The following is a 22,340-nucleotide window of genomic DNA, read 5'->3' as shown; positions in this document are numbered from 1 at the left end:
ATGATGGAATAATCAAAAGGGATAAAGGGGTTACACCGGAATGAACAGTTCGAAGCGCAACACGTTAATTGCCCTCTTGGTAGCTACTTTTCTGACGGCAATTGACACCACGGTAATGAGTACAGCCACCTCGACGATCGTGCGTGATCTCGGGGGGAGCGAACTTATCTCTTGGGTTTTTTCCATCTATCTGCTGACGACGGCGGTGACGACGCCGATCTACGGCAAGTTGGCCGATTTGTTTGGCCGCAAACCGGTCTTCCTGTTCGGGACAAGCCTTTTTTTGCTCGGTTCGGTACTGTGCGGGCTGTCCGGGTCGATGACACAACTGCTGGTGTTCCGGGGCTTGCAGGGTCTGGGGGCCGGAGCCGTCCAGCCGATCACGCTGACGATTATCGGGGACATTTTTACCAAAGAGGAGCGGGCCAAGTTGATGGGGCTTTTCTCCGTCATCTGGGGCGTAGCGGGCCTGGTCGGTCCGCTGGTCGGCGGATTTTTCGTCGATTTTGTCTCCTGGCACTGGATTTTTTACATCAACCTGCCTGTCGGCCTGGTCTCGATTCTGCTCGTCTCGAGGTTTTTCCACGAGCAGATTGCCAAAAAAAAGGTGTATATCGACTACGGGGGAGCTATTTTATTTTCCCTCTCCATCGGACTCTTTCTGTACACGCTGCTGGCCAGCGGAGAAGGGAATGTCAGCATGAGCGGGGGAAGCTATCTGCTGCTCGCCTTCAGCATCCTGCTGTTTGTCCTGTTCCTCGGGCTGGAGGCAAAGGTGCGGGAGCCGATGCTGCCGCTGCCGCTGTTTAAAAACCGAATGATCGCCTTCGCCCAAGTGGTCTCTTTTTTACAGGCGGTCGTCTTGATCGGTTCCTCCGCGTACATGCCGATCTGGATTCAAAACGTACTGGGGCATTCGGCGATGTTTGCCGGTTTTGCGATGCTGCCGACGTCGATCGGCTGGCCGATAGCCGCTTCGCTTAGCGGGAGAATGCTGCTGAAGACCGGGTACCGGCGGGTTACCGTGATCGGCATGACCCTGTTGATTGTGGCCGCTCTCGGCCTGGTCATGTTGACTCCGCAAAGCCCGTTCTGGATTATTCCCATTCTGCAGACTTTCCTCGGGGCCGGGTTCGGCTTTGTGTCAACGGCACTGACGATTGCCGTACAAAGCAGCGTGGGCTGGCAGCAGCGCGGGATCGCCACCGGTTCGCTGCAGTTCGTCCGGACGATGGGGCAAACAGTTGGCGTAGCGCTGCTGGGCGCCTGGCTTAACCTGTATCTGCCGGCCAGCCAGGCAGAGGGATTGATGGGGATTTTCAAGTGGATGATGCTGACGACAGCAGTGGGCCTGGTGCTCTCGTTTTTCCTGCCGTCCCAAGCAGAAGAAGTCCAGCCAAATCAAGGGTAAGGAGCCATCCAGGGTGGCTCTTTTTTCTTTTGGGGAAAGTTTGACACAATAGTGCAATAATTCTAAGATGGAATTACATTGGTTGCGAAAGGAAAGGCGTCATGAACACTAATCCCAAACAAACTGAAAGTCAACATTCCGTCCGTGAAGCGGCGAAAGAATGGACTATGTTGGTCATTGGCATCGTCCTTTGCCTGTTCGGGCTGCTCCTGCTGATCGGAGCGCTTGCCAGTGATTCGGACTTTACCCAGTTCGGGGAATTGGTCTCGCTCCTTGTGCTGGCGATCCTGCCGCTGGTTTTGGGCATCTGGCTGTGCATCACTGCCCGCAAACGGACGAAACGTCGAAAGGCAGATGAACTGGAGAACCGGATCCTGCAGCTGGCACAGCAGCTTGGCGGCAGCTTGACCGCAGCGGAGCTGGCCATGCACACGAGCGTTTCCTTCAGTGAAGCCCAGCGGATATTGGACGCCTTCGTCAAGATGAAGATCGCATTTATCAAGATATCGGATAACGGCACAATGATCTATGAATTCGAAGGACTGATCAGCCAGGTTGACAAGCAAAGGGCGCAGTCGTTAAAGGAATTGATTTATTCGCCCAAGGATTAGCAAGGGCAGTTCAGCCGTTCCCCCCGATTGTCAGCAGCTTTTTCTCTTTTCTCGTCCCTGCCGCGATTGCACACAGCACCAGCACCATTCCCAGCGCATGCAGCCAGGTGAATGCCTCGTTTAAAAAAAGGGCAGAACTGATGGCAGCGCTGATCGGCATAACCCCCGTAAATAAACCCGCGATGGCTGCAGGAACTTTTTTGACCCCCAGATACCACAGCGTAAAGGAAAGCACACTGGCGGAACCGCATAGTAGACGATCAAGCAAGCTGCAAATACGCCATGTACATCGTTCAAGTCTCCTTTGTTTTTTGGGGCGAAAATAGTCTGGGAGGATTTCTATGATCGATATGAAGAGTATTCTAGAAAAGAATAACATTTCTTACCAATTAATAAAACATGAAAAACCGATCCGCACGGCGAAGGAAGGGGCGGAGTTTTTCGGGTGTGAACTGGGACAGACAGCGCCTACGTTGATCATCAAGACGGAGCGTGGCTTTTTCGCGCTGATCGTGTCGGCCAGGCAGGGAGGGATCGATTTTGCAGAGGTGGCTGCCGTTCTTGGCTGTCAGGACGTACAACTGGCGAGCAAAGAAGAGGTGAAGAAACTGACGGGGTGTTCCGTTGGCAGCGTTCCGCTTGTCGGCCACAACCTGCCGTGTGTGATCGACAAGCGGCTGCTGGGCTATTCCGCCATCTACGGCGGGAGCGGACAGGCTACCTGCACGTTGAAGCTGGATCCGGCTAGGTTGTTTGAAGTAAACCGCGTCGTCGCTACGATACATTGAACCGTTAGGGACAGGCAGCCTGCTGTTAGATGTACGTCGGCTTTTTTGATGCAGAGCGCTTCGAGGAGGCTGGTTTTAGAAGGTCCAATTTGTGTCTATGTATGCAACGGATGTCCAGGTGTTGGACCATCCCAGCGGCAAGGTGCTGATCAACAGAGAAAATGAGCTGAAATGGTGTCGTTCTGTACTTCATCATTACTCTTATTTTAACCGATCGTATAGGTCGGCGAGAGATAGAGTAATTGAATCAAGTATCATCATAGGATTGCTGATTTGGAGGATCAAAAGAGTAAAACCCTTCCATTTCCTTGCATTGCCAAAGGCGTGCATTCGAATAAGTGTTAATGATCAAATTTCCAATGCACTTCAACTATGTTGACAATAGAAAAGACATCCGGATCTGTCGGATGCCTTTTTAAATTTTTAATGTTCGTAGATAGCAACATAACCTGTCGATGCTGTATATCCATACACTTCAACCTTATAAGTTCCAGCTGGTATACCCGAAACATTATCTGTATCGTTTGTATTACCGGCTTTAGCTGCAACTCTCCCAAGGGAATACCTTTGTATCGAAAACAAGTCAGTGTTGACGGATAGTCATTGTACATGAACCAGCGCCCGAAACCTCAAAAGCGGGCGTTTTCTTCATTTTCGGGAATTTGCATCCCAGGGCGGGAAAACTACCGTAATTAGAATTATTATCAAAAAGTATTGACTTTCGCCTATATCTCGCGTTAAATTAAATATATCCAAGTTAATAATCATTATTATCTAATATTGATTTTGAAAGTGAGGGGTGGGCGTGTACGATGTGATTGTGATTGGCGGCGGGCCGGCCGGGGCGACAGCCGCGATCTACACGGCTCGCGGGAATTTGAAAACCTTGGTCATCGACAAGGCGCCGGGCACAGGAGCGCTGGCACTGACGCACAAGATCGCCAACTATCCCGGAGTGGAAGGCGAATTGAGCGGAAAAGAACTGCTGGAGAAAATGCGAAACCAGGCGAAGAGCTTTGGCGCCGAGTTTATACAGACGACGATTACCGCCGTTGATGTGGAAGATGAAGTGAAGAGCATCTACACGGCGGACGGCACGTTTGAGGCCAAGGCCGTGATCGTCGCGACCGGTTCAAAAGGGCGGAACCGGATGCTGCCGGGCGAGGAGCGTTTGCTCGGTCGGGGCATCAGCACCTGTGCGACGTGTGACGGCGCCTTTTACCAGGACAAGGTGGTTGCCGTCATCGGCGAATCGGAAGAAGCGTTGGAAGAGGCCGCGACCCTGACCAAGTTTGCCCGGGAGATTTTCTTCATCGTGCCGCGGGCCGAGCTGCAGGGAGTCGAGTCGGTGCCGGAGCTTCCCAACACGCACTTTTACTACCGCACCCGTCCTGTGGAGATCGTCGGGGAGAAAAGCGTCGAAGGGGTCAAGATCCGCAAGGCGACAGGGGAAGAAGAAATGCTGCCTGTCGACGGGGTATTTATCTTCCTGTCCGGGAGCAAGCCGGGCACCAGCTTCCTGGAGGATCAGGTGCCGTTGGATGACGAAGGCTACATGGTCCTTGACGAATTCATGCAGTCGGCGGTTCCGGGCGTATTCGGAGCCGGGGAAGTCCGCCGGTCGCCTGTCAAACAGGCGGTTGTAGCGGCAGCCGACGGAGCGATCGCGGCAATGGCCGTCGACAAGTACATCAACAAGCGGTCCAAAATCGTTCCGCAGTACAAGTAAGGAATCAGCTGAAAAAGGAGATTGATACACATGGCACAAGCAATCGTATATTCTAGCACCAATTGCAATTTTTGCAAGCAGTTGAAAACGTATCTGACGGAGCAAAACATCTCGTTTGAAGAGCGCAACATCGACGAAAACCCTGCCTACCACGAAGAATTGAGCCGGCTGGGCATCATGTCCGTGCCGCTGACGCTGATCGGCGAAAAGCAAATTCTCGGCTTCAACCCCAACCGGATCAAAAAAGCGTTGGCCAGTCTGGAGGTGTAAGGCGTCTTCCGCCTTGGACAAACCGGCCGACCGGAACAAAAGCAAGAGCCAACTCGACTTTTCGGGCTGGCTCTTTTCACTCTTTACGCATTCGCCGCCTGCACCTGATCATTGAGGTGTGTATCAGCCGTATTGGTAAAGCTAATTCCGCTATTCGCATTAATCAAGTTCCCGATATTTCCCGCACCAGAACCGTTGAATGATTTGGTAAAGCTTTTTTGCGTCACATTCAAGGCATCCCCAAAGTTGACGGATCCCGAGTTGCTGTTAATATTGACAGCTCCGACAATGGACGGCAAAAGGAACACCTCCCCTTGTGCTTATTCTTTTTCTCGCAAGAGGTGCCGAATCGTTTTCACACGGGCTTCCGAATGAATCATCCTGCTTGAACCCAGATGCAGGACGGAGGATGCGGTCATGTTGTTGATCTTGATATGCTCAACATTCAGTAACGGAGATTCGTTGATGGTCTCCACTTCAAGGGGTTCGACGACAAATGGTTGAGGGATCCTCTCGGTAAACATCGGGTAGTCGCTCAGGGGGAACTCGCTTTCCAGAAAGATTGCCTGTTCGCGCTGAACGGAGATGCCCTTTGAAATGGCGGTGATACGATTGGAATCACCAATCTCAAAAATGGCGTTAGGGTCGATGTTGAGAATATCAACATGCTGGACAGATGAGATTCTGCTGTTCACGGATAAGCTCCTTCATCATTTCTCATCGTATTGGAACGGGAGGAGTAACCGGCGGCACTGGCACAGGAGGGCCGGTGGTTACCCCTACGATCAGTGACTCGGGAGGCGTTTCCAAAATGGATGACAGGCTAATCGTTTTGGTATCGCCTACGAATATTGTCGAGCCTGTCACATCGATGATTCGCACGTTTTTGACGGAAAACTCCCCGTTGATGACGGAATACTTCATGATCAGGCCTCACTTTTCTTTGGCAGATTTTTCACGAATGCTTTCAGCGTGTTGCGGATGTCCTCTTTGATACACTGTACGGTCTGCTCTTCCAGCCGAGCCAGCTGATCCGGTTCAGTCGGCAGCGGTTTGTTTTGATTCAGGTAGTAATGAATCCGCTGGTCAAGCTGTCTTGCCACGTCGTCCAAAATAAATTGGCGGTAGGCGTCGTCCAAGGGGCAGGCGTACCTGTCTTCCATGTACCGGAGCACTTCGCGTGCCTCGGTGTTCATGTAACCCTGAATTTGCTGCCGGATTCTTTCGAACAGGTTGGGTTCCTGTCCGGTTGGCGAAGGAACATCCACGGATTGATCGACGGAAAGCTCTTCGATGGACGATTTGCCGCCCTTTTCCGCACCTTTGGGATTCAAGCCGATGTTCAGCGTTCCTTCCAGCCTCTCGATCTTTAGCAGGTCGAATTTATACTCATTATGAATGACAGGCGGGTTCGAATTTCCCTTCAACTGATTGATATCCTGCTCCATTTGTTTCATCGTCTTGTTCATCTCGGCGATTTGTCTGGTCTGCGCCTGCAGAAAAGCATGAAGCTGATGAATGTAATTCATCATGTCAGGATCCGTGTACATGCAGATCAACCTACTTTCAAGCTTGCGAAAATACAGATGGCCCGCGGGTTAGCGGGTGGGTTCCACCAGGGGGACGTAAGGGATTGCTTGCGGCGGAATGACAGGAGGAGCCGGTTTGGTAAATCCTCCCGTGTTGAACAACTGGGAGAGCGGCTTGATGATGCCTGCACTTCCGATCTGACAGACAGATGAGTTGGAGATGCTGTCAATTTTCAATGTGTGGATGGAGATGTTTTGATTGATGTAAAAATTCATTGTCATGTCCGCTCCTTGCTGATGGAGCCGTCTCGCTCCTGAATAAATACGGCCTGGTCGCCTGACCCTGTATCGTATACGTTAATCACGCTCGGGGAGTTGTTGACGGTCAAATTGGTTCCCGAGTTGAAAGAACCTCCGCCGGCGAACGTTTTGACGACAGTGCTGGGGGTGATGGCATTGACGTCGCCGATGTTAAAAACTCCGCTCAAGCTGTTTATGTTTACTGTTCCAACGATGGCTGGCATCTTACCCGCACCCTTTGCAGAAACCTTGATTGTATAGTATGTGAATGGAATTCTGGGTGTTCATCCCTGTTTCGCAAGTTTGGAACGTTTGGCTGCCTGCAGGCTGACACCTATCCGCGCCGCCGCATAGGATATCAACGCACAATGTCAGAGCTGACTTTAAAGGAGGCATGTTTTTGATGAACATGAAAGTAACCAACCGGAAACTGGCGGCCAAAAACATCGAAATCGACGAAGTCATCCGCTCTTCCCTTGTTTTGCTGGGGGATGCCGAGGTGATCACCTGCTCCAGCGTTTTTGACACGCCGGCGGACTCGCTCATCTTCAGTCGGGCGATTCCCTTTGTACCGCCGAATCGAGCCGGTCACCAATCGGGATTTGCGGACCGCTTGAAGAGATGAAGCTCCAGCAGCCCATCCTGGTACAGCCGTTTCATCCCCTTGGTGGATGCCGGACTGGGGAGTTGGATCTGCCGGGAAAAGCTTCCGTAAGACCGCTCCCGTTCCACCGATAACCCCGGGTGCCGCCGTTTCTTGATTCTTCCTCTGATCGTCAAAATGCGGCTGTCGGAAATGGAGATATCCAAGCTTTGCAGCTCCAGGCCAGGTATTTCGCAGCATACGATGATTTTTTCATTTGTTTGAAACACATCCGCTTTCGGGGTGACAAGGTGCTTGAATTGCTCTTGCACCGCCCCGGCCGGGTTTGCATTGCCACTGAAATTGGCCAGCCCCATTATATTCTGCCAAAATTTTTCATCAAACAGCGACTGCATCTGACTGACCGTTTTCCAGGGCGATTGATCCGCGCTGTTTAATTGGCTCAACGATTCGGTAATGCGCTGCAGATGCTTCATCGTCTCACTCAGATCATTCATCTAACCGCTCCCTTTCGATGCGCATAATGATTCCGTTTGTAATATATGTCAAAGTGTCTGGGTAACGTGTCAATGATCCGAAAACCCCGTCGGAGCTGCTCGCTTTATTCCGGTTGCAATTACTCCCATCATTTATAAAATAACTTATTGACAATATAATTAAGTCTTGATATTATCAAGCAAGCAATTGATAATGGTTCTTATTATCATCGGTGGATAAAGGAGTGCATACGATGGGCAAGAAGAGGATGATTTCCGGGTGGCTTGTCGCTGTTCTGGCAGCAGGTCTGTTGGCCGGGTGCGGTTCCCAGGCGGGAGAAGGTACAGCTCCGGCAGAGGACCAGGGAACAAACAAAGAACAGGCAGTAAATGTTTATACCGCTCGGCATTATGAATCGGACGACAAGCTGTTCGAGATGTTTACCGCCAAAACCGGCATCAAAGTAAACGTGGTCAAGGGCAAGGCGGAAGAACTGATCGAACGCCTGAAACGCGAAGGGGAAAGTACCGAAGCCGACCTGTTTATCACGGTTGACGGGGGCGTTCTCAACACGGCCAAAGAAGCAGGCGTGCTGCAGCCGATCCAATCGGAAGCGGTGGATCAGCGTGTACCCAAGCAATTGCGGGATAAAGACAATCAGTGGGTGGGGATTTCCACACGGGCGCGCGTGATCGTCTACTCAAAAGAGCGGGTAAAACCGGAGCAGTTGTCCACCTATGAAGATCTGGCCACAGACAAGTGGAAGGGCAAAGTCTTGGTTCGCTCTTCGACGAGCTTGTACAACCAGTCCCTGCTCGCTTCTTTCATCGAACTGGGTGGCGAGCAGCAGGCGGAAGAATGGGCCAAAGGCATCGTCAGCAACATGGCCCGCAAGCCGGAAGGGGCCGACCGCGACCAGGCGAAGGCGATCGTGGCCGGAGTCGGCGACGTCGCGATTATGAATACCTATTACGTAGGCCTGTTGGTGAATTCAAAAGACCCGGAAGAGGTAAAAGTCGGAGAGAGCATTGGCGTGTTCTTCCCCAACCAGCAGACCACCGGGACTCACATCAATGTCAGCGGCGTCGGGTTGACCAAACACAGCAAAAACAAGGAAAACGCTGTGAAGCTGATCGAATTTTTGACGGATAAAGAGGCTCAGACCTTGCTGACCCAGGCCAACTACGAATTCCCTGTCAACGCCGAAGCTGACATGCCGGAGCTGCTGAAGTCCTGGGGAGAATTTAAAGCACAGGAAATCGATTTCGCGGCATTGGGAACCCATAACAAGAAAGCGCTGGAGATCTTCAATAAAGTAGGTTGGAAGTAGATGTACAGACAAACGTTCCGGAGGAGCTTTGCGAGGATACGAAACGGTTGGGTGGCACTAAGCCTGCTCGGGGTAGCGGCGGTCCTGCTGCCCAACCTCTATATCTTGTTGAACCTGTTTCACCAGCCAAACGAAAACTGGCAGCACATCAGGGAATATATGCTAAAAGATTACGTGCTCCAGTCGCTTTGGCTTGTTCTGTGTACCGGAATCTGTACGGTACTGATCGGCGTCACGCTCGCCTGGCTCGTCTCCGCCTACGATTTTCCGCTCAAGCGGTTTTTTCGTTGGGCTTTGATTTTGCCGCTGGCGATTCCCCCCTACATCGCAGCTTACACGTACAGTACGATGTTTAGCTACACCGGGGCCATTCAGAAGTTTTTCCGCTACCAGCTGGGTATGACAGTCGATCAGAAATACTTTGACGTGATGTCGGTGAAAGGCGCCGTTTTTATTTTTACGATGTTTTTGTTTCCGTACGTGTACCTCATCACCAAAGCCTTTCTGGAACGGCAGAGCGCTGCCTATATTGAAAGCGCCAGACTGCTTGGGAAAAATTCGCTGCAAATCTTCTTCCAGGTGGTCCTGCCCATCTCGCGTTCAGCGATCATCGGGGGCGTCAGCCTGGTTGTCTTTGAGGTTTTGAGCGATTACGGCGTGACGAGCTATTTTGGCATTCCGACCTTTTCCACGGCGATTTTTCAAACCTGGTTTGGCATGTATGACCTGGATTCGGCCGTTCGGTTGGCGGCGCTGCTAATGACAGGAATCATCGGATTATTTCTGCTGGAAAAGCTCTTGCGCAGTCGGGTGAAGTTTCATTCCTCCACCAGCAAAACCAGGCCGCTCAAACCGATAAAGCTTGGGGGGCTGTCTGCTGCGGCAGCGTTTTTGTTCTGTCTGGCGATCTTCTCCTGTGCGTTTTTAATCCCGTTCGTCCAACTGGTCGCCTGGGCCAAATTAAGCTACCAAGATGTCGTCAACCGCACTTTTATCCAATTGACGTTTAATACGCTTTCCGTCGCAGTCATCGCAACAGTGGTCATCGTGGTGCTGGCGGCCGTCGTGGCCAACGTAAGCCGGATTCGGGAGTCCTTCTTTTCCGAGGTGGCGGCCAAGCTGATCGCGATGGGCTATTCGATCCCGGGGGCGGTCATTGCCATCGGAGTGCTTTCCGTCTTCATTTCGCTGGATCAACAGCTGAGCGGGTTATACAGCTTGCTCGGTTGGGGCGAAAAAAAACTGGTGCTCAGCTTATCGCTCGTCATGCTGGTCTTCGCCTACGTGATCCGCTTTCTGGCCGTCGGATTCAACCCGATCGAGGCTGGATTTGAAAAGGTGGGCAAGCAGTATTACGAAGCGTCGCGGATGTTGGGATTGGGGATGACCAGGACGTTTTTTCGCGTGGATCTGCCGATGATCAGGGGCGCGGTTTTAAGCGCCTCCATCCTGGCCTTTGTGGAGATTACCAAAGAACTGCCGCTGACCCTGCTGCTGCGGCCGTTCAACTTTGAGACGCTGGCGACAAAGACGTATCAGTACGCCAATGACGAACAGATTATCGAGGCATCGATACCGTCTTTGCTGATCATCGGGATCAGCATGATTTCCGTATTGCTCTTTCACCGAGTTGGAGAGGAGAAGCAGGAGCGATGAACTTTTTTGAGATACGAGATCTCTCCTTTCGCTATCAGAATGCGAAAGAGTGGACGATGCAAAACTTCAACCTGTCCATCAGCCAAGGACAGATCGTCGGGGTTCTGGGCCGGAGTGGAAGCGGGAAAAGCACCCTGCTTCGACTGATTGCCGGATTGGAGGAACCGGCAGGAGGGACGATCACGATTGCCGGAGTGGCCGTGGTTGGGCAGCAGAAATTTGTGGAGCCGGAAGAACGCGGTGTTGGCATGGTGTTTCAGGACTACGCGCTGTTTCCCCATATAACGGTATCGCAAAACATCGTTTTCGGCTTGCATAGATTGTCCAGGGCGGAGCGAGCCAAGCGGTTGGACGAGATGCTGGAACTGGTGCAGCTGCGAGGCTACGAGCGGCGCTACCCTCACGAGTTGAGCGGAGGACAGCAGCAGCGTGTGGCATTGGCCAGGGCGCTCGCCCCCAAGCCCGCCATCCTGTTGATGGACGAACCGTTCAGCAATCTCGATGCCGACTTGAAGGGAAAGATCAGGCAGGAGCTCAAAGAGATTCTGAACAGGGCGAAGATGACGTGCATCTTCGTCACCCATGACAATGAAGATGTAGATGCGATCTGTGACCGCGTCGTGTACATGGAAGCGGGGGGCTAGCTCTTCCCGCATTCCGTGTGAAATTCTTTTGGGCCCATATTCACAAAAGTCCCAATCGTGTGTAAAATCTTATCTTGAATATCTTGCACGCATTATCGACAAAGGGATGGTAGAGTATGGACTGGAAAGACAACCCGCGTTGTGTTCTCGTGGCTGGATTTGCCCAACTCCCAAAAGGCACGACACTTTATGAAGTGCAGAAAACGGTTGGCTGTGTCTTGATCATTGACAGGGATACCGATCTGATCCTGGATGTTTCTTTTACCTTTATCATGGAGGTCACGAATGAATTTATCTGTTCGCTGGTGAGGGGGAAATCGGTGCGGCATGGGGTGGACGAGATCGTCCGGGAGATTGAGGAGCGCTTCCTGGCCCCGGCGCAGCGTGCCATCATTCAGTCCCTGCGGGTCGCGCATGAACGGTATTGCGAGATGGTCAAATATTGATCACTTGTAAAAGCGCTTGCAATAATCATACTTTTTGTAATATAATCATAAGCGTGAATAGTTTGGCTGGATTATCTATGCAGGAAGGGACATGAGCCCGACCTGGGTGAAGTAGATAAACAACCAGCGGGATGGAAGACAGGAAAGCGAACGGCCTTTTTGGCATGTTCTTGCTTCTTCTCTTCTGTTCTGCTGGTTTTTTCATTTTCAAAACAAAAATGGGGGGATTGTGTTGAAAAGAATGCGCTTTGCTTTGGCGGTACTCATGGTATTTTTTCTGACGTTCAGCTTGGCGGCTTGCTCCGGCACTCAGGCCGGCTCAGGCGGAGCGGCGGCCGGGGGAGCCGGGGAAAGCGGCTCCGGCTCCGGAGCTGCCGGAAAAACAGAGAAGCCCGCCAGCTATAAGATCGGGATCAATCTGGAGCTGACGGGAGGTGCCTCGGTATGGGGCGTGCCGCAGAAGAATGCGGTGGAAATGCTGGTGGAGGAGTTGAACCAGAAAGGCGGCATTAACGGCGTCCCCATTGAGCTGGTCGTCTATGACAATGAGTCTAGTGAAACACAATCTCTCGTGGTGACGAAGAAGCTGGTGGAGCAGGACAAGGTATTGGCCGTGATCGGCGGAGGGACGACTCCGACGACGATGCCGATCGTGCCGTACATGAATCAACAGAAGGTAACGCTGGTGTCCGTCGGTTCCGGGGACGGGATCGTGGAGCCGGCGAGTGAGCGCCCGTATATCTTTAAGACGCCGAGCAACAACAACGACATCTCCAACAGCATCGCCGCGTTTTTGAAAGAGAAGGGGAAGACCAATGTCGCTTTTATGGCGATGAACAACGCCTACGGGGAAGACGGCAGAAAGTCGTTTGAAACGGTGGCGAAGGAATACGGGCTCAACATCGTGGCGACGGAGAAATTCGGCGGCGGAGACAAGGATATGAAGCCGCAGCTTACCACGATCAAATCAAAAAATCCGGACGCCGTGGTCGTCTGGGCGATACCGCCTTCCGCCTCGATCGTAAACCGCAATTTCTGGGAGTTGAAGCTGGATTCCATGCTGATCTACAGTGCCGGTGCCGGATCCAACGCATTTGTGGAACTGGCGGGTCCCGAGGCAGCGGAAGGAACGTACATCGCTTCCGGAAAAGTGTGGGTGGCCGATCAGCTGGCAGACAGCGATCCGCAAAAGGAGCTGATCACGAAGTACGTCAAGGATTTTGAATCGAAGTTTAAGACGGGTGTCAGCCCGATCGACGGGATGGCCTACGATACGATGCTGCTCTTGGCCAAAGCGATCGAGATGGCGGGAGACCAGGTAAACCGGGAGACGATCCGGGAAAACATGGAGAAGATTCAAAACCTGGTCGGCACGACAGGCGTCTTCAATCTCAGCCCGGACGATCATCAGGGCCTGAAGCCGGAGGATGTGATCATTCTGCAGGTAAAAGGCGGCCGCTGGGTAAAGGCGCAATAGCGAGGAGAAGGTAGGATGAGTTCAGATTTGGTCCAATTGTTGTTTTCCGGCCTGACCGTAGGCGGAATCTACGCGCTGATTGCCGTGGGATTTGTCACGATCTACAACGTCAACGGCGTGATCAACTTTGCCCAGGGAGAGTTTGTCATGGTGGCCGCCATGTCGGGGGCTGCCATGACTTCCGCCGGAGCACCGCTGTGGATTGCCTGCATTGCCGCGATTCTCGTCTCGGCGGCGGTCGGGGCCGTCGCGTGGCGGCTGGCCCTGTACCCTGCCAGGTACAGCAGCGATGTCGTACTGATCATCATCACGATCGGGCTGTCTACGACACTGCGGGGACTTGCACAACTGCTGTGGGGAAGCAGTCCCTTGACCATTCCGCCGTTCATGGCGGGAGAGCCGGTCAGCTTCCTCGGGGCGGTCATTCCCCTGCAGGATTTCTTTATCGGAGGGATCGCCCTGATCTGTATGCTGGCGCTGTTTGTTTTCTTCGAGCGGACGGCGATGGGTTCGGCGCTCAGGGCCTGCATGATGAACCGGGAGGTAAGCCGGCTGATGGGGATTTCTCCGAATCGGATGGCCCTCTTGTCCTTTGTCCTGGGGGCGGGACTGGCCGGGGCAGTCGGCGTGTCGGTCGCCCCGGTCTCGCTGGCTACCTATGACATGGGCCTGATGATTGGTTTGAAGGGATTTGTCGCGGCGGTGCTGGGAGGCTTGGTCAGCATTCCGGGGGCTGTCGCGGGCGGCGTGCTGCTCGGCGTCCTGGAGTCGCTCGGAGCAGGGTTGGTCTCATCCGGATACAAGGATGCAATCGCCTTTCTGATCCTGCTCTTGGTGCTCATCTTCAGACCGCAGGGGATCCTTGGCGCAAGAAGCGGGAAACGGGTGTAAGAGAGGTGGGCCATGATGGAAAAAATGCTGGAACAGACAAAACCGACCCATCCCATGCGCATCAGAAGCCGGGCGTGGCTTTGGCTGCTCCTGCTGCTGCCGGTCCTGTTCGCAGGGCCGCTCCTGCTTGGCAGCTATCTGACCAGTGTGTTCGTGATCATGGGATTGTACTGCATCACGACGGTCGGGATTACGCTGTTGATGGGGTTTGCCGGCCTGGTTTCGCTGGCCGGAGCAGCCTTTTGGGGCATCGGCGCCTACGTCACGGGCACAGGAGCCGTCCATCTGGGAATTTCCCCCTGGCTGGGCATTCCGCTGGCGGTGATCGTATCCGGCTTGATCGCTTTCGGCTTGGGGCTGATCACAAGAAATTTGCGGGGACACTATTTTTCGCTGGCCACTCTCGGCTTTGGCATCGTCGTCAACATTGTCCTGATCGAGGAGACGGAGTGGACGGGCGGATCTTCCGGATTGATCGGAATTCCCGCCCTGCAGGCAGGTCCGCTCCAGGTTTCGGGTGATGCCGCCTGGTTTGCCCTCGTGTGGATCGTGGCCATCGTCTGTCTGATCTTGTGCAGCAACCTGGTCAAGTCCGGTTGGGGCAGAAACCTTCGTTCGATGCACGCCAGTCAGGCCGCTTCGGAAGCGATGGGGATTGATACCGGCCGGTACCGTCTGCAGGCTTTTGTGATAAGCGGGATGTTCGCCGGTTTGAGCGGAGGTCTTTACGCCTGTTACATGGGGTTTGTCAGCCCGGCGGTGTTCAATTTCGACATGTCGATCAAGTTTGTGGTGATGGCCGTCTTGGGCGGGCTGGTATCCGTCTGGGGAGCGATGGTGGGCGTGCTGGTCGTCACGCTGTTGGTCGAACTGCTCAGAGAGTACGTTCCACTGTTGATCGGCCAAGCCACCTCCGGCGGCTCGATCGAAGTCATCTTCTTTGGATTGCTGCTGGTGCTGATGATGATTTACATGCCGAACGGGATCATCGGCATCTTCCGCAGTGCAAAGGCCAGACGGAGAGGTGAAACCCTGTGAGCACTTGTCTGCTTGAATTTGAACGGGTAACCAAGCGCTTTGGCGGCGTGGTGGCGGTCAACGACAATTCTTTTCAGGTAGAGCCCGGCCGGGTCGTTTCTCTCATCGGGCCGAATGGCGCAGGGAAAACCTCCACGTTTAACTGCATTACCGGGATGTACACGCCCGATGCGGGAGAGGTGCGGTTCCTCGGCCGGAAAATCGACAACATGAAGCCCCATCAGATCGCTGCGCTGGGGATTGCCAGGACGTTTCAAAACCTGCAAATCTTCCATAATCTAACAGTCATTGAGAATGTCATGGTCGCTTTGCCCAAGACGCGAAACCCCAGCCTGCTCCCGTCGATGCTCAGGTTTGCTTCCGTGCAAAAGGCGGAGACGGAAGCAAAAAGGGCTGCCATGGAAAAACTCGCTTTGGTCGGCCTGGCTCATCTGGCAGATCACCCTGCCAAGGATTTGTCCTTTGGCGAACAGCGCCTGCTGGAGGTGGCCCGCGCCTTGGCTCTGGAGCCGAAGCTGCTGCTTCTCGATGAACCGATGGCCGGGATGAGCCGCGAAGAAGTGGCGGGGATGGCCCGGCTGATCAGGCGTTTGAAGGCCGAAGGGCTCAGCATCTTCCTGATCGAACACGATCTCGCTACCGTCATGGAGGTGTCCGACAAGATCATCGTCCTTGAGTTTGGCAGCAAAATAGCAGAGGGAACTCCGGAGGAAATCAGCCGGGACGAACGCGTCATCGAGGCCTACCTCGGCCGCGATGTCCAGCGGGAATACGCGAGAAAAAGCCGCACCGAACAGGAGCCGCCCGTCCTGCAAGCAGCCGATCTGCACGCCTGCCGCGGCGACATTCACGCCCTCAAGGGAGTTTCGCTCCGTCTGTACAAAGGAGAACTTGCCGTTATCATCGGGGCCAATGGGGCAGGGAAGTCGACGCTGCTCGGAACGATCGCCGGGCTGTATCCGGCCAGGGCGGGAAAAGTCACATTCCGGGAGCGGGACATTACCGGCATCCCGGCGGAGCAGCTGGCCCGTCAGGGGATCAACCTCGTCCCCGAGCGCAGGGGGATGTTCCCGGAGCTCACCGTGGAGGAAAGCTTGCGCCTTGGAGCCTACTGCAGCAGGCATGGCCGGCAGCAGGTTTTCGAAGACCTGGAAAAGATGTATCAGATGTTCCCGGTGCTGAAGGAAAGGCGCAAGCAGCTGTCCGGCACCCTGAGCGGAGGCGAACAGCAGATGCTGGCGATCGCCCGGGGACTGATGTCGCATCCGGAAGTACTGATGCTCGATGAACCGTCTTTAGGTCTCGCTCCGATGATTGTCGAGGAAATCTTCGACAAGCTGTACCAGCTCAAACAGATGGGAATGAACATTCTTCTCGTAGAACAGAATGCGCGGGCGGCCATGAGAATCGCTGACTTCGCTTACGTCTTGGAAAACGGCAGGATCAAAATCGCAGGCAATCCTGATCAACTGATGCACGACGATCGAATCCGGGCGGCCTATTTAAGCGGACACTAACGAAAGGGGGCTGCTCCATTGGGCAAAAACACCGTACTGGTTGCCGGCTTTGCGGAGGTGTCGAAAGGGACCACGATGTACGAAGTGTACAAACTGGTTGGCTGTGTCATGGTAATTAACCGCGACGAAGAAATTATCGAGGATATATCCTTTTCCTTCGTGATGGACAAGACGAACGAGTTTGTCAGTCATCAACTGCGAGGGATGAGCATCAAGAATGGCCTTGGCGAAGCAAAAGAGAAACTGAGAGCGACCATGCTGGTCCCCGGCCAGGGCGCGATCATCTATGCGCTGCAGCAAGCCTATGATCGCTATTGCGAAATGAAATAATTCCCTGCTGAGTTATCTACGGGGGAGAAGCGCTCCTTCTTCTCAGGTAGTAGGTATCAACCAGCCGCTCAAAGAGCCTGCTTGGCCATTTGGCGCGCTGGTTTTTCCTTTTTGGAAATAAAATTCATTTTCTTGAAAACGAGGAGGACAACGCGATGAAATTTGGACTGTTTACCGTATTTGACAACTACCAAGCGAAGTTTGACCGCACGCCCGCCAAGCTGCTGCAGGAGGTACTGGAGCAGACTGTGGAGGCCGACCGGCTCGGATACGAATCCGTCTGGTTTGCGGAACACCATTTTAGCGAGTATGGCATCCTGACTTCGCCGCATATCCTGCTGACGGCTGCAGCCGAGCGGACAAAAAGGATCCGGCTGGGCGTGTCGATCGTATCTCTGGTTTTTCACAATCCGATTCAGGTGGCCGAGGACTACGCCTTGTTGGACGTGCTGAGTGGCGGGCGCTTGAATCTGGGGCTGGGAAGCGGCTACCTGCCTCATGAATTCGCCGGATTTAACGTCGACGGCAAAGACAAGGCCTTCCGCTTCAACGATGCCCTGGCCGTGATCGAAAAAGCCTGGACAGGGGAGACATTCTCGCATCACGGAGAGTACTACCAGTTTACCGATATAAAGCTGCAAGTCATCCCCGAACAGAAGCAGGTCCCGCTCTGGATCGGCGCCCTGCGTTCCCAGGGAGCCCAGTACGTCGGGAAGATGGGCTACAACATCATGGGTGTGCCCTACGTTTCCGGCAACAGCATCGAGGAGTTGCGCCAGGTCATCAGCGATTACCGGAGGGCGTATCTGGAGGCGGGACATGACGAGCGAAAGATAAATACTCCGCTCGCCCTGCATACGTTTGTAGCGGAGACGAGAGAAGCGGCGGAGCGAATCGCCAAACCCCATGTAAATTTGTACCTGGAAACCCGCCAATACGGGAAAGGGGCTCAGTATGAAGATCTGGAGGCCCGCGAGCAGCTGCTGATCGGCACGCCCGAAGATGTCATCGGCAGGTTGAAAAAATATAAAGAAGTCGGCTGCGATCATATCATGATGTTGATGAACTTCGGCGGGCTGCCCCATGAACAGGTGCTGAAGTCCATGGAACTGGTTGCCCGCGAAGTGATGCCCGCTTTTCGGGAACAGGCCAAGGAAGAATCGGTCCGCTAAACCGCAAAAGGAGTGATGGAGTATGAAGCTGCTGGGGATTTCCGGCACCATCCTGGGGGCAAAAACCGCGAGCCTGGTAGAGCAGATCCTGAAAGAGGTTCGGCAAATCGCCCCTGACGTCGAAGTGCGCCTGCTGGATCTGCGCGGCTGCGAGCTTCAGTTTTGCGATGGCAGAGATCCCGCTCACTACAACGACGACACCAGGAGGGTGATCGCCGAGATTACGGAAGCGGATTTTTATCTGATCGGCTTTCCAGTCTTTAACGGGTCCATCCCGGCTCCTTTAAAAAACGTGTTTGATCTGGTTCCCCCTTCCGTGTTTCGCCACAAAGTGATGGGCTTTGCGGCCAACGGTGGAACCTATCAGCACTATCTGGTCATCGAAAACCAGGCAAAGCCGATCGCCGGTTACTTCCGCGCCTTTGTCGCTCCCAGCTATGTGTACGCCCACACGGATCATTTCAACAGGGAAAATAAAATCATCGACGAGGACGTAGAGAAGCGCATGAAGAATTTGGCAGCCGAACTCATACACATGCAACAAGAACTCAAGCGAAAGGAGTGAGAGAAGTGAATATAGGCAGTGTAGGCGCGTTTTTGGAAGGTCTGTTCGATTACGCGGGGCTGTTTCCGCCCGCCAGCCTGCCGCTCGCGGAGTCGGTCCGCCGTTATGCCGCTTACCAAAGGAGCGATGACGCCTGGATGCTGGGGCGCTTTGTCGTCCCGGCTGCGCGGTTGAACGAGCTGGAACCGCATCTGTCGCTGTTTTCGGAGGATCATCCTTTGAGCTGTGCCGCCTTGGGGCGGAAGAGTGAAGATGAGGCGGAATGCCTTGCGGGACTGCGTGCAGACCTGACGCAGATTCAAGACTTTTGCGAGCGGTACGCGGATATCGCAGACATCGGCGTTCTGGAACTGCCGCTTCCCTCGGCTGCCCCTCCCGCAAACGGGCTGTTGGAGGCGATTGCGGCAGAGGTACAGCGGCAGGGGATGGAGCTGTTTTGCGAAGCCGCATACCCTTTTTCTCCGGACTGGAGGCGGCAGATGACGGTCGCCCTGGATGCGATCGCTGCGTACAACGCCAGCGAGGGCAAAATCATGACCATCGGCCTCAAGTTTCGGACCGGCGGCCTGCACGCTGCTGCCTTTCCCTCGCCGGCTGAGCTGGCATTCGTCCTTGCGGGCTGCCGCGACCGCCGGATTCCGTTGAAATTTACCGCCGGGCTGCACCATCCGATCCGGATGTATCGGTCTGAAGTGGAGACCCGCATGCACGGCTTTGTCAATGTGTTTACGGCCGGGATGCTGGCCCATGAGCGGAATGCGGGGGAGGAGCTGATCGAGCAAATCCTCGCCGACGAAGATTCCGCCAGCTTCTCCTTTACCGCCGATGGATTGGCCTGGCGGGATCTATCGCTCTCCGCCCCCGCCATCGCCCGGCTGCGCGGCGCACTGCTGCGTTCCTACGGCACCTGCAGCTTTGACGAGCCGCGTGACGATTTGCGAGCCTTGCATATCTTATAGAAGGAGGAGGAGAACAGTGGAGCGTTCATTTATCGAGGTAGCGGCGGATTCCCACTTTCCCATTCAAAACTTGCCTTACGGGGTGTTTCGGCCGAAGAGCGGCGGCACTCCCCGCGTCGGCGTCGCGATCGGCGACTGCGTGCTTGATCTTTCCGTACTGGAGCGGGCCGGTTTTTTTGAAGACACGTCCCTCAGGGGCAGAGCGGTGTTCGCGCAATCTTCGCTCAACGCCTTCATGGCTTTGGGGCGCTCTGTCTGGCGGGAGGCACGGGCGAAGATTCAGCGGCTGCTCAGCGAGCAGGAACCCGCCTTGCGCGACAACGATACGCTGCGGGCTGAAGCCTTCCGCCTGCAGAGCGAGGTGGAGATGCTCCTGCCTGCGGAAATTGGCGACTATACGGACTTCTATGCTTCCAAGGACCACGCGACAAATGTCGGCATCATGTTTCGCGGCAAAGAGAACGCGCTGATGCCAAACTGGGTGAATCTGCCTGTCGGCTACCACGGCCGGGCCAGTTCCGTCGTGGTGAGCGGCACGGATGTGCGCCGGCCGCTGGGACAGATGAAGCGGCCGGATGAAGCGCGCCCGATCTTCGGGCCGTGCCGCCAGCTTGATTTTGAGTTGGAGATCGGCTGGCTGATCGGCCCGGGCAATGAACCGGGCGAACCGATCCCGATCGATCGTGCCGAGGAGCACATCTTTGGGCTCGTGCTCGTCAATGACTGGAGCGCAAGAGATATCCAGGCGTGGGAGTACCAGCCGCTCGGCCCGTTTCTCGCCAAGAACTTCGCGACGTCGATCTCCCCCTGGGTGGTGCCGCTCGAGGCATTGGAGCCGTTTCGCGTCCAAGGGCCGCACCAGGATCCCGAGCCGCTGCCTTATTTGCGGCAAACAGGGGCAGGCGCGTTTGACATCCAACTGGCCGTGGAGCTTCAGGGCGCCGAGATGGCCGAACCGCAGCAGATCTGCACGAGCAACTTCCGCTACCTCTATTGGAGCATGGCACAGCAGATCGCCCACCACACCGTCGGGGGGTGCAACCTGCGCCCGGGCGACCTCTTGGCTTCGGGAACGATCAGCGGCGCGGAAAAAACATCGCGGGGCTGCCTGCTGGAGCTTACCTGGCGCGGCGCCGAGCCGCTTCAGCTGGGAGATGGGCAGCAGCGCGTCTGGCTGGAGGATGGCGACAGGGTGACGATGAGCGGATGGTGCCAGGGCGATGGCTACCGCATTGGATTTGGCAGCGTAACGGGCCGGGTACTGCCGGCGCGAAGCGAGAATTAAGCACGGAGGAGGGCTTCAACATGCCATTTTATCGTCAGATGGGGGAAATCCCGCGGAAGCGGCATACGATTTTCCGCAAGCAGGACGGCTCTTTGTATCGGGAACAAGTCATGGGCACGAAAGGTTTTTCCGGCATCCAATCGATCCTGTATCATCACAACCCGCCGACCAGGATCGTGCACTCAGCGCTGCTCAAGGACTGCCGGTTAGCCTATGAAGAGCAGGCCGATCTTTGCCACCGGCACTTTTTTACCCATCAATATGCGGAGCCAGGGGATGCTGTCGAAGGCAGGCAGTATTTGCTCGGCAATGATGACGTGCAGATCGCCGTGGCCCAGCCTGTCCGGCAGATGGACTATTTTTACCGCAACAGCGACGGTGACGAGGTGTTGTTTGTCCATGCCGGAACAGGCAGGGCGGAGACGATGTTCGGGACCTTGCGCTACCAGCCCGGGGATTACATCGTCATGCCGGTGGGGACGATCTACCGGATCGTGCCGGACCCGGGGGAAGCGAAGTTTCTCGTGATCGAAACGACGAGCTGGATTACCACTCCCAAGCGCTACCGGAATCATCACGGACAGCTTCTGGAACACAGCCCTTTCTGTGAACGCGATATTCGCGGGCCGGAAGTGCTGGAGACCCACACGGACCAAGGGGAGTACGAGGTTCGCACCAAGTCGAGAGGGTTCCTGCACTCCCACTTGTTCAACCATCATCCGCTCGACGTCGTGGGCTGGGACGGTTACCTTTATCCGTGGATTTTTAATATTGGCGATTTTGAGCCGATTACCGGACGGATTCACATGCCGCCGCCGATCCATCAGACGTTTGAGGCGAACAATCTGGTGATCTGTTCGTTCGTACCGCGTATGTACGACTACCACCCGGAGGCGATCCCTACTCCCTATTACCACAGCAACGTGGACAGCGATGAGGTGCTCTACTATGTGAAGGGGAATTTCATGAGCCGCAAGGGCATCAGCGAAGGCTCGCTTACCCTTCATCCGTGCGGAATTCCCCATGGGCCCCACCCGGGCAAGGTAGAAGCGAGCATCGGCAAAAAAGAGACGCAGGAGCTGGCCGTCATGCTCGATACCTTCCGTCCCCTGCGCGTGGTCAAACAGGCGCAGGCGGTCGAGGATACACAATACAAATACAGCTGGAATGCGTAAGCTGCAGGACCAGCCTTCCACCAATGCCATGTTCGCGGGCTTCACAGCGTCATGGCATTGTCATTGTCCCTGCCAATCCGGGCTGTGGTATAATGGTTCGTATCTGACATGGAGAGGCAGGTAATCCTAGTGAATG

At 54.7% G+C, this 22,340-nt stretch carries 28 protein-coding genes; 20 read left to right on the top strand and 8 right to left on the bottom strand.

Translation table 11 applies throughout. The annotated features are described in order from the left end of the window. The first annotated feature begins 40 nt into the window (after window positions 1–40). Both HGBM_RS12780 and HGBM_RS27390 read left to right on the top strand, forming a co-directional pair. The gene (locus HGBM_RS12780) at window positions 41–1,411 is read left to right on the top strand and encodes an MDR family MFS transporter (protein ID WP_019121500.1); all 1,371 of its coding nucleotides are present in this window, start codon (window positions 41–43) and stop codon (window positions 1,409–1,411) included. A gap of 101 nt (window positions 1,412–1,512) precedes the next feature. Beyond that, window positions 1,513–2,022: a phage holin family protein gene (locus HGBM_RS27390; RefSeq protein ID WP_019121499.1), complete on the top strand. Its 510-nt coding sequence runs from the start codon at window positions 1,513–1,515 to the stop codon at window positions 2,020–2,022. Between the two features lie 10 nt (window positions 2,023–2,032). On the opposite strand, the gene HGBM_RS29590 is transcribed toward HGBM_RS27390, so the two are convergent. Continuing rightward, the gene (locus tag HGBM_RS29590; protein WP_081590173.1) at window positions 2,033–2,401 is read right to left on the bottom strand and encodes an EamA family transporter; all 369 of its coding nucleotides are present in this window, start codon (window positions 2,399–2,401) and stop codon (window positions 2,033–2,035) included. On the opposite strand from HGBM_RS29590, the gene HGBM_RS12765 reads away from it, so the two are divergent. From HGBM_RS12765 to HGBM_RS12755, 3 genes are all read left to right on the top strand, one after another. Beyond that, window positions 2,364–2,810: an aminoacyl-tRNA deacylase gene (locus HGBM_RS12765; protein WP_019121497.1), complete on the top strand. Its 447-nt coding sequence runs from the start codon at window positions 2,364–2,366 to the stop codon at window positions 2,808–2,810. The two genes, HGBM_RS29590 and HGBM_RS12765, sit on opposite strands and share 38 nt — an antisense overlap. An 805-nt stretch (window positions 2,811–3,615) precedes the next feature. Next, the gene (locus HGBM_RS12760; protein WP_019121496.1) at window positions 3,616–4,539 is read left to right on the top strand and encodes an FAD-dependent oxidoreductase; all 924 of its coding nucleotides are present in this window, start codon (window positions 3,616–3,618) and stop codon (window positions 4,537–4,539) included. Between the two features lie 30 nt (window positions 4,540–4,569). Next, entirely contained in the window at window positions 4,570–4,809 is a 240-nt protein-coding gene (locus HGBM_RS12755; RefSeq protein WP_019121495.1) for a glutaredoxin family protein, read from the top strand. 83 nt (window positions 4,810–4,892) lie between these two features. Here the strand turns inward: HGBM_RS12755 and HGBM_RS12750 are convergent, their stop codons facing one another. From HGBM_RS12750 to HGBM_RS12730, 6 genes are read right to left on the bottom strand one after another with little or no spacing between them, the layout of a single operon-like run. Next, window positions 4,893–5,117 carry a spore germination protein gene (locus HGBM_RS12750; protein WP_390620972.1) on the bottom strand — a complete coding sequence of 75 codons (225 nt, stop codon included), beginning with the start codon at window positions 5,115–5,117 and terminating at the stop codon, window positions 4,893–4,895. 12 nt (window positions 5,118–5,129) lie between these two features. Continuing rightward, the gene (locus HGBM_RS12745) at window positions 5,130–5,504 is read right to left on the bottom strand and encodes a spore germination protein GerPE (protein ID WP_019121493.1); all 375 of its coding nucleotides are present in this window, start codon (window positions 5,502–5,504) and stop codon (window positions 5,130–5,132) included. A gap of 22 nt (window positions 5,505–5,526) precedes the next feature. After that, a complete protein-coding gene (locus HGBM_RS29585; RefSeq protein ID WP_081590172.1) occupies window positions 5,527–5,733 on the bottom strand; it encodes a hypothetical protein in 207 nt (68 codons plus the stop codon). 2 nt (window positions 5,734–5,735) lie between these two features. Beyond that, the gene (gene gerPC, locus HGBM_RS12740) at window positions 5,736–6,359 is read right to left on the bottom strand and encodes a spore germination protein GerPC (RefSeq protein WP_019121492.1); all 624 of its coding nucleotides are present in this window, start codon (window positions 6,357–6,359) and stop codon (window positions 5,736–5,738) included. Between the two features lie 48 nt (window positions 6,360–6,407). Further along, the gene (locus HGBM_RS12735) at window positions 6,408–6,614 is read right to left on the bottom strand and encodes a spore germination protein GerPB (protein ID WP_019121491.1); all 207 of its coding nucleotides are present in this window, start codon (window positions 6,612–6,614) and stop codon (window positions 6,408–6,410) included. Between the two features lie 2 nt (window positions 6,615–6,616). Then, window positions 6,617–6,862, bottom strand: a complete 246-nt coding sequence (locus tag HGBM_RS12730; protein ID WP_019121490.1) for a spore germination protein — start codon at window positions 6,860–6,862, stop codon at window positions 6,617–6,619. 179 nt (window positions 6,863–7,041) lie between these two features. Between HGBM_RS12730 and HGBM_RS12725 the strand changes: the two genes are divergently transcribed. Continuing rightward, a complete protein-coding gene (locus HGBM_RS12725) occupies window positions 7,042–7,263 on the top strand; it encodes a hypothetical protein (RefSeq protein ID WP_019121489.1) in 222 nt (73 codons plus the stop codon). Here the strand turns inward: HGBM_RS12725 and HGBM_RS12720 are convergent. Next, window positions 7,227–7,739, bottom strand: a complete 513-nt coding sequence (locus HGBM_RS12720) for an Hsp20/alpha crystallin family protein (RefSeq protein ID WP_019121488.1) — start codon at window positions 7,737–7,739, stop codon at window positions 7,227–7,229. The two genes, HGBM_RS12725 and HGBM_RS12720, sit on opposite strands and share 37 nt — an antisense overlap. 233 nt (window positions 7,740–7,972) lie before the next feature. Here HGBM_RS12720 and HGBM_RS12715 point away from each other — a divergent pair, with 233 nt between their 5' ends. From HGBM_RS12715 to HGBM_RS12650, 14 genes are all read left to right on the top strand, one after another. After that, window positions 7,973–9,049 carry a Fe(3+) ABC transporter substrate-binding protein gene (locus HGBM_RS12715; protein ID WP_019121487.1) on the top strand — a complete coding sequence of 359 codons (1,077 nt, stop codon included), beginning with the start codon at window positions 7,973–7,975 and terminating at the stop codon, window positions 9,047–9,049. Next, window positions 9,050–10,705, top strand: a complete 1,656-nt coding sequence (locus tag HGBM_RS12710; RefSeq protein ID WP_026074387.1) for an ABC transporter permease — start codon at window positions 9,050–9,052, stop codon at window positions 10,703–10,705. Then, on the top strand, window positions 10,702–11,349 hold the full coding sequence (locus HGBM_RS12705) for an ABC transporter ATP-binding protein (protein ID WP_019121485.1): 648 nt from the start codon (window positions 10,702–10,704) through the stop codon (window positions 11,347–11,349). The genes HGBM_RS12710 and HGBM_RS12705 overlap by 4 nt, the downstream gene beginning before the upstream one ends. A 116-nt stretch (window positions 11,350–11,465) precedes the next feature. Continuing rightward, window positions 11,466–11,795: a DUF3870 domain-containing protein gene (locus HGBM_RS12700; protein ID WP_019121484.1), complete on the top strand. Its 330-nt coding sequence runs from the start codon at window positions 11,466–11,468 to the stop codon at window positions 11,793–11,795. Window positions 11,796–12,036: 241 nt separating this feature from the next. Next, complete coding sequence (locus HGBM_RS27385) at window positions 12,037–13,272, top strand: ABC transporter substrate-binding protein (protein WP_245552983.1); 1,236 nt, start codon at window positions 12,037–12,039, stop codon at window positions 13,270–13,272. 15 nt (window positions 13,273–13,287) lie between these two features. Beyond that, on the top strand, window positions 13,288–14,163 hold the full coding sequence (locus HGBM_RS12690) for a branched-chain amino acid ABC transporter permease (RefSeq protein WP_019121482.1): 876 nt from the start codon (window positions 13,288–13,290) through the stop codon (window positions 14,161–14,163). 15 nt (window positions 14,164–14,178) lie between these two features. Beyond that, window positions 14,179–15,201 carry a branched-chain amino acid ABC transporter permease gene (locus tag HGBM_RS27380; RefSeq protein WP_019121481.1) on the top strand — a complete coding sequence of 341 codons (1,023 nt, stop codon included), beginning with the start codon at window positions 14,179–14,181 and terminating at the stop codon, window positions 15,199–15,201. Further along, entirely contained in the window at window positions 15,198–16,718 is a 1,521-nt protein-coding gene (locus HGBM_RS32270) for an ATP-binding cassette domain-containing protein (RefSeq protein ID WP_019121480.1), read from the top strand. The genes HGBM_RS27380 and HGBM_RS32270 overlap by 4 nt, the downstream gene beginning before the upstream one ends. 18 nt (window positions 16,719–16,736) lie before the next feature. Beyond that, complete coding sequence (locus tag HGBM_RS12675) at window positions 16,737–17,048, top strand: DUF3870 domain-containing protein (RefSeq protein ID WP_019121479.1); 312 nt, start codon at window positions 16,737–16,739, stop codon at window positions 17,046–17,048. Between the two features lie 155 nt (window positions 17,049–17,203). After that, on the top strand, window positions 17,204–18,220 hold the full coding sequence (locus HGBM_RS12670) for an LLM class flavin-dependent oxidoreductase (protein WP_019121478.1): 1,017 nt from the start codon (window positions 17,204–17,206) through the stop codon (window positions 18,218–18,220). Window positions 18,221–18,242: 22 nt separating this feature from the next. Beyond that, entirely contained in the window at window positions 18,243–18,785 is a 543-nt protein-coding gene (locus HGBM_RS12665; protein ID WP_019121477.1) for an NADPH-dependent FMN reductase, read from the top strand. A gap of 5 nt (window positions 18,786–18,790) precedes the next feature. After that, a complete protein-coding gene (locus HGBM_RS12660; RefSeq protein WP_019121476.1) occupies window positions 18,791–19,744 on the top strand; it encodes a hypothetical protein in 954 nt (317 codons plus the stop codon). A 16-nt stretch (window positions 19,745–19,760) separates the two neighbouring features. Beyond that, complete coding sequence (gene fahA, locus HGBM_RS12655; protein ID WP_019121475.1) at window positions 19,761–21,029, top strand: fumarylacetoacetase; 1,269 nt, start codon at window positions 19,761–19,763, stop codon at window positions 21,027–21,029. Window positions 21,030–21,049: 20 nt separating this feature from the next. After that, the gene (locus HGBM_RS12650) at window positions 21,050–22,204 is read left to right on the top strand and encodes a homogentisate 1,2-dioxygenase (protein ID WP_019121474.1); all 1,155 of its coding nucleotides are present in this window, start codon (window positions 21,050–21,052) and stop codon (window positions 22,202–22,204) included. Window positions 22,205–22,340 lie beyond the last annotated feature (136 nt).

Origin of the sequence: Brevibacillus massiliensis, assembly GCF_000311785.1 — a bacterium.
Lineage (GTDB): Bacteria > Bacillota > Bacilli > Brevibacillales > Brevibacillaceae > Brevibacillus_C > Brevibacillus_C massiliensis.
The sequence above is the reverse complement of the archived record's forward strand: the minus strand, read 5'-3'. Positions and strand labels throughout refer to the sequence as shown.

Coding starts and splice junctions, on each gene's coding strand:
- HGBM_RS12765 (WP_019121497.1), top strand. CDS start 2,364: ATGATCGATATGAAGAGTATTCTAGAAAAGAATAACATTTCTTACCAA.
- HGBM_RS12735 (WP_019121491.1), bottom strand. CDS start 6,614: ATGAATTTTTACATCAATCAAAACATCTCCATCCACACATTGAAAATT.
- HGBM_RS12755 (WP_019121495.1), top strand. CDS start 4,570: ATGGCACAAGCAATCGTATATTCTAGCACCAATTGCAATTTTTGCAAG.
- HGBM_RS12725 (WP_019121489.1), top strand. CDS start 7,042: ATGAACATGAAAGTAACCAACCGGAAACTGGCGGCCAAAAACATCGAA.
- HGBM_RS12720 (WP_019121488.1), bottom strand. CDS start 7,739: ATGAATGATCTGAGTGAGACGATGAAGCATCTGCAGCGCATTACCGAA.
- HGBM_RS12690 (WP_019121482.1), top strand. CDS start 13,288: ATGAGTTCAGATTTGGTCCAATTGTTGTTTTCCGGCCTGACCGTAGGC.
- HGBM_RS29585 (WP_081590172.1), bottom strand. CDS start 5,733: ATGAAGTATTCCGTCATCAACGGGGAGTTTTCCGTCAAAAACGTGCGA.
- HGBM_RS12705 (WP_019121485.1), top strand. CDS start 10,702: ATGAACTTTTTTGAGATACGAGATCTCTCCTTTCGCTATCAGAATGCG.
- HGBM_RS12670 (WP_019121478.1), top strand. CDS start 17,204: ATGAAATTTGGACTGTTTACCGTATTTGACAACTACCAAGCGAAGTTT.
- HGBM_RS12710 (WP_026074387.1), top strand. CDS start 9,050: ATGTACAGACAAACGTTCCGGAGGAGCTTTGCGAGGATACGAAACGGT.
- HGBM_RS27380 (WP_019121481.1), top strand. CDS start 14,179: ATGGAAAAAATGCTGGAACAGACAAAACCGACCCATCCCATGCGCATC.
- HGBM_RS12730 (WP_019121490.1), bottom strand. CDS start 6,862: ATGCCAGCCATCGTTGGAACAGTAAACATAAACAGCTTGAGCGGAGTT.
- HGBM_RS27390 (WP_019121499.1), top strand. CDS start 1,513: ATGAACACTAATCCCAAACAAACTGAAAGTCAACATTCCGTCCGTGAA.
- HGBM_RS12650 (WP_019121474.1), top strand. CDS start 21,050: ATGCCATTTTATCGTCAGATGGGGGAAATCCCGCGGAAGCGGCATACG.
- HGBM_RS12665 (WP_019121477.1), top strand. CDS start 18,243: ATGAAGCTGCTGGGGATTTCCGGCACCATCCTGGGGGCAAAAACCGCG.
- HGBM_RS12780 (WP_019121500.1), top strand. CDS start 41: ATGAACAGTTCGAAGCGCAACACGTTAATTGCCCTCTTGGTAGCTACT.
- HGBM_RS27385 (WP_245552983.1), top strand. CDS start 12,037: ATGCGCTTTGCTTTGGCGGTACTCATGGTATTTTTTCTGACGTTCAGC.
- HGBM_RS12715 (WP_019121487.1), top strand. CDS start 7,973: ATGGGCAAGAAGAGGATGATTTCCGGGTGGCTTGTCGCTGTTCTGGCA.
- HGBM_RS12700 (WP_019121484.1), top strand. CDS start 11,466: ATGGACTGGAAAGACAACCCGCGTTGTGTTCTCGTGGCTGGATTTGCC.
- HGBM_RS29590 (WP_081590173.1), bottom strand. CDS start 2,401: ATGTTATTCTTTTCTAGAATACTCTTCATATCGATCATAGAAATCCTC.
- gerPC (WP_019121492.1), bottom strand. CDS start 6,359: ATGTACACGGATCCTGACATGATGAATTACATTCATCAGCTTCATGCT.